Source organism: Amycolatopsis sp. NPDC058278, assembly GCF_042881395.1.
Lineage (GTDB): Bacteria > Actinomycetota > Actinomycetes > Mycobacteriales > Pseudonocardiaceae > Amycolatopsis.
Genome location: NZ_JBHVXZ010000251.1, coordinates 1 through 4014, shown reverse-complemented (window position 1 = coordinate 4014; position 4014 = coordinate 1). Strand labels below are relative to the sequence as shown.

At 71.9% G+C, this 4014-nt stretch carries 2 protein-coding genes; one reads left to right on the top strand and one right to left on the bottom strand.

Translation table 11 applies throughout. From position 1 onward, the window contains the following. Positions 1–1148: 1148 nt before the first annotated feature. The gene (gene ssd / locus ACFVYA_RS49590; RefSeq protein ID WP_387055605.1) at positions 1149–2216 is read right to left on the bottom strand and encodes a septum site-determining protein Ssd; all 1068 of its coding nucleotides are present in this window, start codon (positions 2214–2216) and stop codon (positions 1149–1151) included. 637 nt (positions 2217–2853) lie between these two features. On the opposite strand from ssd, the gene ACFVYA_RS49585 reads away from it, so the two are divergent. Next, complete coding sequence (locus ACFVYA_RS49585; protein WP_285987008.1) at positions 2854–3684, top strand: HAD family phosphatase; 831 nt, start codon at positions 2854–2856, stop codon at positions 3682–3684. Positions 3685–4014 lie beyond the last annotated feature (330 nt).

Here is a 4014-nt window from a genome sequence, read left to right as displayed (position 1 = left end):
GCGTCGAGCACGGCTTCGTGGCCGAGGACGCCACCGGCTTCGGCACGGACGGCGGTCGCGACGGCGACCGGATCGGCCTGGCGGCGGTCGCCGGCCAGGCGGTTGCGGACGCGGTCGACGAAGTCGGCGGTCATGGGTTCGCCCGCCTTGGTCGGTGGTGGGTTTTTGGGGTGGCTTGCGGGTGGCCGGGCGCGGCGGTGATGCGGGAATCGGGAGATCGACGCGGTGTTTTGAGAAGGTCGCTGGTCGCCGATGTGCCGCTGCGCGAGGTGGTGACGCGGGTGCCTTGCGATCGGCGCGGGCCCGGGTTCCGATGCGGTGGCGCGTTGAGGCCAGGAGTCGACGATGGCCCGCTGCGGGCAGCGGTGACGCGGGTGCCCCGCGACGAGCACGAACCCAGCATCCGCTGCGGTGGCGCGAGGGAGCCAGGAGTTGCCGATGTGCTGCTGCGCGAGACGGCGACGGGGGCGGTCCGCGACCGGTGGGAGCCCAGCATGCGCTGCCGCGGCGTGAGAGGGCTACGGGTCGCCGATGTACCGCCGCGCGAGCCGGTGACGCGGGTGCCCTGGGACCGGTGCGAGCTCGGCATCCGATTCCGTGACGCGAGGGAGCCAGAAGTCGCCGATCTGGCGCCGAGTGAGGCGGCGACGCGGGCGGTCCGCGACCGGCGCGAGCCCGGCATCCGATGCCGCGGCGCGAGGGAGTCAGGACTCGCCGATGTACCGCCGTGCGAAGTGGTGGCGCGGGTGCTCTGGGACCGACGCGAGCCCGGCATCCGCTGCGGCGACGCGAGGGAGCCAGGAGTCGCCGATCTGGCGCCGAGTGAATCGGCGACGCGGGCGGTCCGCGACCGGCGCGAGCCCAGCATTCGATCTCGCGGCGCGAGGGAGCCCACCGACGCGGTCGTCATGAGCCTGCCTGCTTTACCGGGATTGCGGGCTGGGGGATGGCCGGTGGCTCGCTGGGCGATGCCGTGACCCGGGTGGCCGGCCGCAGGCTTGCGCGTGGCTGGGGGTGGGGCTTCGGGAGCGTCGAGAACCTTGCCGCGGTTGCTGGGGCTCGGCTCAGCAAGCCCAGGATTGTCGGCAGCAGCAGCTCCGACACTCTCGTCGGGATGCTTGCGGGGCGGAGGTCGTGGGCCGCGGGGGTCATCGGGTGGCCGCCTGGGCTTCGCGGCGGGCTGCTGCCAAGACCTCGGCCGCCGTCTTGGCCAGGGGGCCCTTGCGTTTCGTCGGGAACTCGGCTCGCTCCAGCGCGTTCCAGAGGCCGCGCTCCGGGGGCATCGAGGCCATCAATGGTGGGCCCATCAGGACGGCCTTGTGGACGTCCGGGTCCTTCGAATGTCCACATGTGACCATGCCGATGCGGGCCGTCAGCTTCGACAGGCGGTTCAGCACCTTCTTCGCCGCCAGGCACGCCCGGAACTCCAGCGGCACCACCAGCAGCACCAGGTCCGCCCGCAGCACCGCCTCCTCGGACGCCTCACCGAGGGTCCGCGGGAGGTCGCACACCACCGTGCGGCCCGCGCGGCGACCGGCGGACAGGATCGCCGACAACGACTCGGCCTGCGGGCCGTTGCCTTCGGGACCGGACGCGAGCACCGGGAGGCTGCCGCCGTGGTGCGTCCGCCGTGGGAGGGTCGCGGCCAGCGACGACACCGACACCCGGCCGCTCAGCCGCACGTCCGGCCAGCGTGGGCCGGGAGTCTTTTCCAAGCCGAGCAACACATCCAGGCCGCCGCTGAGCGGATCGCAGTCCAGCAGCAGGGCGCCGCCCGGATCGCCGGCGGCCGCCAGTGCGAGCGTCGCCGCGAACACCGATGCCCCCGCGCCACCCCGGCCGCCGACCACGCCGAGCACCAGGCCGGGTTGCGCCGCCGGGGTCTCGACGACGTCGGCGAACGCGCCGGCGAGCGCGGACTCTTCGTCGGGCAACGCGATCACGCGCTCGACGCCGCTGCGGAAGGCGTGCTCCCACGTCGCCGGTCCCGGACTGCCCTTGCAGACCAGGAGGATCCCTCTGCGCCGGGGCAGGGCCGGCGGGTGCCGCACGGCTTCTTCGTCGAGGACCACCAGCGGTGCACGGGCCCAATGCCCGCTCGCCGCCGTCAGGTCCGGTGCGCGGTCGAGTTCGCAGCCCGCGACCGCGGCCACGCGCAGTATCTCGTCCAGCACGGTTTCGTCCGCGGCGATCACCAGCGGTCGTTCCCCCGTCATGCGGTCCTCCCCCGTCGTCGGTGCGGGCCGTGGGTGGCCCGGGTTCCACCGTCGCGGGCGGGGGTGGGGCGGCACAACGGGGCGGGCGGCCGGCTGTGGACAACCGGGGTGTTGTGGACAACTGCCGCTCGTGACACGTTCGCGGACCGGTTCTGGCGGCGGGGTGTGGCAGGATCACGGTTGCCCGCGACGCATCTGCGGCGAAAAATGGGCCCGAATTTCCGCACGGGAAGATTCCGCGTTCATCGCGAACCGTGATTCGTGACGCAACGGGAAATTGACGAAGGTAAGCGGAAGGCAAGAAGGCCGGGAGCGTCGCCGCGAAAAGCGGAATCCAGCAGGCGCAACGGAAACCGGGAAGGCAAACGGGAGGTAAGAGGGCGGCCCCCGCCAGGGGGGAGGGACGGGGGCCGCCGTGGGTTCAGCCCCGGGGGGTCGGACTGAACCGGCCCGGTTGGACACCGGGCTCCCTCACTGTAACTCCGCCCTGCGCCGGATCGCGCGCCGGATGAGGCACACAGTTCGATAACGGCACAGCGCGCCCGAAGTGCCTGCCTGTCATGGATTTTCCGCCCGGTGCGACGCGCGCGTGGTGGATCAACGGGACGCGCCTCGATCAAGCTCCTATCCTGGGCGGGTGGCCGAACCGAGCAGCGCGCCGTCGCGCATCCGGAAGCCGGGCCCGGAGCACGCGGTGGCCGCGTTCTTCGACCTGGACAAGACGATCATCGCTTCGTCGAGCGCGCTGGCGTTCAGCAAGCCCCTTCTGAAAGAAGGACTGATCAACCGTCGCGCCGCGTTGCGAAGCGCGTACGCGCAGCTGGTGTTCTCGCTCGCGGGCGCCGACGAGAACAAAACCGAGCGGCTGCGCGCCGAAGTTTCCGCGCTGTGCGCCGGCTGGGACGTCGCCCAGGTTTCGGCGATCGTCCGCGAGACCCTGCACGACGTCGTCGACCCGCTCGTGTACGCGGAGGCGGCGGAGCTGATCGCGCGCCACCGCGCGGACGGGCACGACGTCATCGTGCTGTCGGCGACCGGCGAAGAGGTCGTCGCGCCGGTGGCGGAGATGCTCGGCGCGACCCGGAGCGTCGCCACGCGGATGCAGATCGTCGACGGCCGCTACTCCGGCGAAGTGGACTTCTACTGCTACGGCGCCAACAAGGCCGTCGCCGCGAAGCAGCTCGCCGCGACCCACGGCTACGACCTCGCCGAGTGCTTCGCCTACACCGACTCGAGCACCGACATCCCGCTGCTCGAGGTCGTCGGGCACCCGCACGCGGTCAACCCGGACAAGCTCCTGCGGCGGGAGGCCCTCGAACGCGGCTGGCCGATCCTGGCCTTCGACCGGCCGATGTCGCTGCGCACCCGGATCCCGACGCGGTCGGCCGGGATGGTGGCGCTCGGTGTCGGGGCGGTGGCCGCCGGAGCGACCTGGTACGGCCTCAACCGTCGCCGTCGGTCCCGCTAGCCGGACAGCCGCCACCCACACGGCCGTACGGCCGGCACTTTGCTTGGCCCAGCCCCGAATTGTCCGTCGCGCAGGGTGCCGGTGTCACCCGATCCAGCCTCTGTACCGGTGCACCCGTCCGCGCACTTGAAGTGACCGGGCTCACGGCGTAGAAAGTAGGTGCGGACGTTCGGTCGGCCAGGGAACAGGTAGAAGAGAAGCCTGTTCCACCCCGGCAAACCTCCGTGCGCGGACTCCGGGTACCCACGCGCAGCGCGCCGCGGGAGGCTCGTCGTCTAGGGACTGCGTAGTGGGACGCCACACGCCGAGTCCATGTAGGTACGACCAGAG

What these genes read in the sequence shown, in the direction of transcription:
- ssd (WP_387055605.1), bottom strand. Translation starts at nt 2,216, where the DNA reads ATGACGGGGGAACGACCGCTGGTGATCGCCGCGGACGAAACCGTGCTG.